Origin of the sequence: Rhodoblastus sp. (assembly GCF_041915505.1) — a bacterium.
Classification (GTDB): domain Bacteria; phylum Pseudomonadota; class Alphaproteobacteria; order Rhizobiales; family Beijerinckiaceae; genus Rhodoblastus.
Genome location: NZ_JAYSBG010000328.1, coordinates 1 through 3,905, shown reverse-complemented (window position 1 = coordinate 3,905; position 3,905 = coordinate 1). Strand labels below are relative to the sequence as shown.

At 66.2% G+C, this 3,905-nt stretch carries 2 protein-coding genes and 1 pseudogene; 2 read left to right on the top strand and 1 reads right to left on the bottom strand.

What is annotated here, in order from left to right:
- Together glyA and ACE3S9_RS16240 are read left to right on the top strand one after the other, a co-directional pair.
- Positions 1 to 440, top strand: a pseudogene (glyA, locus tag ACE3S9_RS16245) (serine hydroxymethyltransferase); the annotation flags it as partial.
- Between the two features lie 94 nt (positions 441 to 534).
- Positions 535 to 2,262, top strand: a complete 1,728-nt coding sequence (locus ACE3S9_RS16240; protein WP_374547521.1) for a SulP family inorganic anion transporter — start codon at positions 535 to 537, stop codon at positions 2,260 to 2,262.
- A gap of 3 nt (positions 2,263 to 2,265) precedes the next feature.
- Here the strand turns inward: ACE3S9_RS16240 and ACE3S9_RS16235 are convergent.
- Positions 2,266 to 3,905 (bottom strand): topoisomerase C-terminal repeat-containing protein (locus ACE3S9_RS16235; RefSeq protein ID WP_374547520.1); only part of this gene is annotated, 1,640 nt, incomplete at its 5' end.

The window sequence follows — 3,905 nt, the reverse complement described above, 5'->3', positions numbered from 1 at the left end:
GCGAGGCGCTGCGTCCCGAATTCAAGGCCTATGCCCGTCAGGTCGTCGAGAACGCCAAGGCTTTGGCCGACACGCTGCTGTCGGGCGGGCTCGACCTCGTCACCGGCGGCACCGACAATCATCTGCTAGTGGTGGACCTTCGTCCCAAGAAGCTGACCGGCAAGCAGGCCGAGGTCGCCCTCGGCTGCGCGGAAATCACCTGCAACAAGAACGGCGTGCCGTTCGATCCGGAAAAGCCCTGGATCACCTCCGGCATCCGCCTCGGCGCGCCCGCCGCCACCTCGCGCGGCTTCGGCGTCGCCGAATTCAAGCAGGTCGGCGAATTGATCGTCGAGACGCTCGACGGCCGCGCCAAGAACGGCGACGAGGGCAATGCGGCGGTCGAAGCCTCGGTCCGCGCCCGCGTCCAGGGCCTGACGGCGCGCTTCCCGATCTATTGATCGGGCGGCTTTTTTCCAGCCGGGACATTGCGCTTTCGGCGTGATGGCGCGACCATCGGGGAACTCCCCCTGAGTCGCGCCAGAAAGCGCTCCAATGAACGCCATATCTCCCCCCTCCGGGCGAAAGATCGTCGCCGCGGAAAATTTCGCCGATCTGTTCACGCCGAAGCTGGTCACGACGCTGCGCGAGGGCTATGGCCCCGCCGATTTCCGCGCCGATGTCCTCGCGGGGCTGACGGTCGCCATCGTCGCTTTGCCGTTGTCGATGGCCATCGCCATCGCCTCCGGCGCGCCGCCGCAGGCCGGGCTGTTCGCGGCGGCCGTGGGCGGGCTGGTCGTTTCGGGGCTGGGCGGCAGTCGTTTCCAGATCGGCGGCCCGGCGGGCGCCTTCATCGTGCTGGTCGCCGGGACGATCGAGCACTATGGCTATTCCGGCTTTCTTGCCGCGACCATCATGGCCGGTCTGTTCCTGCTGCTGATCGGCTATCTGCGGCTCGGGACCTATATCAAATATATTCCCCATTCAGTGGCGGTCGGCTTCACCGCGAGCATCGGTCTGATCATTTTCGCCAGCCAATTGCACGAATTATTCGGCCTGAAGATCGCCCACGAGCCGGCGGAGTTCTTCGCCAAGGTCGAGGCGCTCTGGGCGGCGCGCGAGACCGCCAATCCGTACGCCATCGCCGTCGCCGGCGCCTGTCTCGCGCTGATCATCGGCTTGCGTTTCGCCGCGCCGCGCTGGCCGGGCTTCCTGATCGCGGTGGTTCTGGCGGCGGCGGCGAGCTTCTTCTTCCAATTGCCGCTGGAAACCATCGGCACGCGTTTCGGCGGCGTGCCGCGCGTGCTGCCGGCGCCGAGTCTGCCCAGCGTCCCGATCCAGGACTGGATCGGCCTCGTCCCGGCGGCCATGGCCATAGCCGTGCTGGGCGGCATCGAGTCGCTGCTCTCGGCGGTGGTCGCCGACGGCATGACCGGGCGGCGGCATCGCTCCAATTGCGAGCTGACCGCGCAGGGCTGGGCCAATATCGCCTCGGCTTTGTTCGGCGGGCTCTGCGTCACCGGCGCCATCGCTCGCACGGCGACCAATATCCGCGCCGGCGCGCACGGGCCGGTCGCGGGCATCCTGCATTCGATCTTCCTGCTGGCTTTCATGCTGCTGGCGGCGCCTTTGGCGGCCTATATCCCGCTCGCCGCGCTCGCCGCCGTGCTGGTGATCGTGTCCTGGAACATGATCGAGCGCGACCAGATCGTCACCATCGTCAAATATGATCCCGGCGAGACGGTGGTGTTGTTCTCGACCGCCATTCTCACGGTGGTCCATGACATCACGCTCGGCATCGCGGTGGGCGTGACGCTGGGCTCGCTGATCTTCATGCACCGCATGGCGCGGATCGTCGCGGTGGAGAAACAGGAGGCCATTCTCGACGACGACATGGTCGATGTGATCGAACCGGAGCGGCCGGACGTCAATCGCGACCCGGATTTCGTGGTCTACCGGATTTCCGGGCCGTTCTTTTTCGGCGCGGTCAGCATGGTCGCCGCCGCGCTCGACCAGATCGGCCGCCGGCCCAAGGCTTTTGTGCTCGATCTTTCCCGCGTGCCGCTGGCCGACGTCGCCGCCGCCCACGCCTTGCATGGTTTCGTCGAGCGCGAGCGCCGGCGCGGCGTGCGGCTCTATATCTGCGGCGCCTCGCGCGAGGTGCGCCGCGTTCTGGTGGCGCATGGCGTCAACAGCCGCCTGGTCCATTTTTCCGTGGACGAGGACGACGCCCGCGATCATTTCCGCAACCATCCTGGTGAGAACGGCGCAGCGGAAGAATAGGCGCTATTTCTTCGCTGCGGCCTTTTTCACCGCCGGCTTTTTCGCCGGAGCGGCGTTCTCGAACGGCGCCTCATCGGAATCGACGATGTCGGGTTTGGCCTTCGCGTTCTTCGCTGTTGGTTTTTTGGCTGCGGGCTTTTTGGCGGGCGCCTTTTTCGCGGCCGGCTTTTTCGGCGCCTTGGCGCCGCCCGAGGCGATGCGGTCCTCGAGCAGGCGGATCGCCTGCTCCAGGGTGACGTCATCGAGCGTCACCGATTTCGGCAGGGTCGCATTGACCTTTTCCCACGACACATAAGGCCCGAACCGGCCTGCGCGGGCCGTGATCTTGCCGCCATCGGGATGGTCGCCGAGCACGCGCCCGTCGGAAGGCGCGCCGGAGGCCTTGGCGTTGACCAGCTCCACCGCCTTGTCCAGCGTCAGCCCGGTCATGTCCGTGCCGCGCGGCAAAGTGGCGTTGACCTTGCCCCAGGCCAGATAGGGCCCGAACCGGCCGGCCTTGAGCGCGATGGCGCCGCCTTCGGGATGGTCGCCGAGCGCGCGGATCTCGCCGCCGGCATTGCGTCCGCCGCCGCCGGCTTCCTTGGTGAGGATGAGATCGATGGCGCGATTGCCGCCGATCTCAAGCACGTCGTCGTCCTTGCCGAGATTGGCGTAGGTCTTCTTGTGCTGGACATAGGAGCCGTAGCGTCCGATGCCGGCCAAGATCGGCTCGCCGCTTTCGGGATGTTTCGCCACTTCACGCGGCAGCGACAGCAAAGCCAGCGCCTTTTCCAGCGTCACATCCTCGGGCTTGAGGCCCTTGGGCAGCGAGGAGCGGCGCGGCTTGTCGCCTTCGCCCTCCTGAATATAAGCGCCGAAACGCCCGTCGCGCAGGGTGATTTCCAGCCCCGTCTTCGGATCCTCGCCCAGAACCTTGACGCCGGGGCGCTCGCCCTCGGCTGCCTTGGCCGCATCGCCGCGATCGGACAAGGTGCGGGTGAATTTGCATTCCGGATAATTGGAGCAGCCGATAAAGGCGCCGAACTTGCCGAGCTTCAGCGAGAGCTGGCCGTTGCCGCAGGAAGGGCAGGCGCGGGGATTAGAGCCGTCCTCCTTGGCCGGGAAAATATGCGGCCCGAGCAGGTCGTTCAGCCCGTCCAGCACCTGCGTCGTGCGCAGCTCCTTGGTGCCGTCGATGGCGGCTGAAAAATCGCGCCAGAAATCGCGCAGCACCGCTTTCCAGTCGATCTCGGCGTTGGAGACGCGGTCGAGCTGTTCCTCCAGCGCGGCGGTGAAGTCATATTGCACGTAGCGGCCGAAGAAGCTTTCAAGAAAGGCCGTGACCAGCCGCCCCTTGTCCTCGGGCACGAGGCGCTTCTTTTCGAGCTTCACATAATCGCGCTCGCGCAGCACGGCGAGGGTCGAGGCATAGGTCGAGGGACGACCGATGCCGAGCTCCTCCATCCGCTTCACCAAGGTCGCCTCGGTATAGCGCGGCGGCGGCTCGGTGAAATGCTGGGTGGCGTCGATCTTGTCCTTCTTGAGCGCCTCGCCCTTGTCGAGCGCGGGCAGGCGGCCGGAGTCCTCGTCCTCCTCGTCGTCCTTGCCTTCCTGATAGAGTTTCAGGAAGCCGTCGAAGCGGACGACCTGGCCGGTCGCGCGCA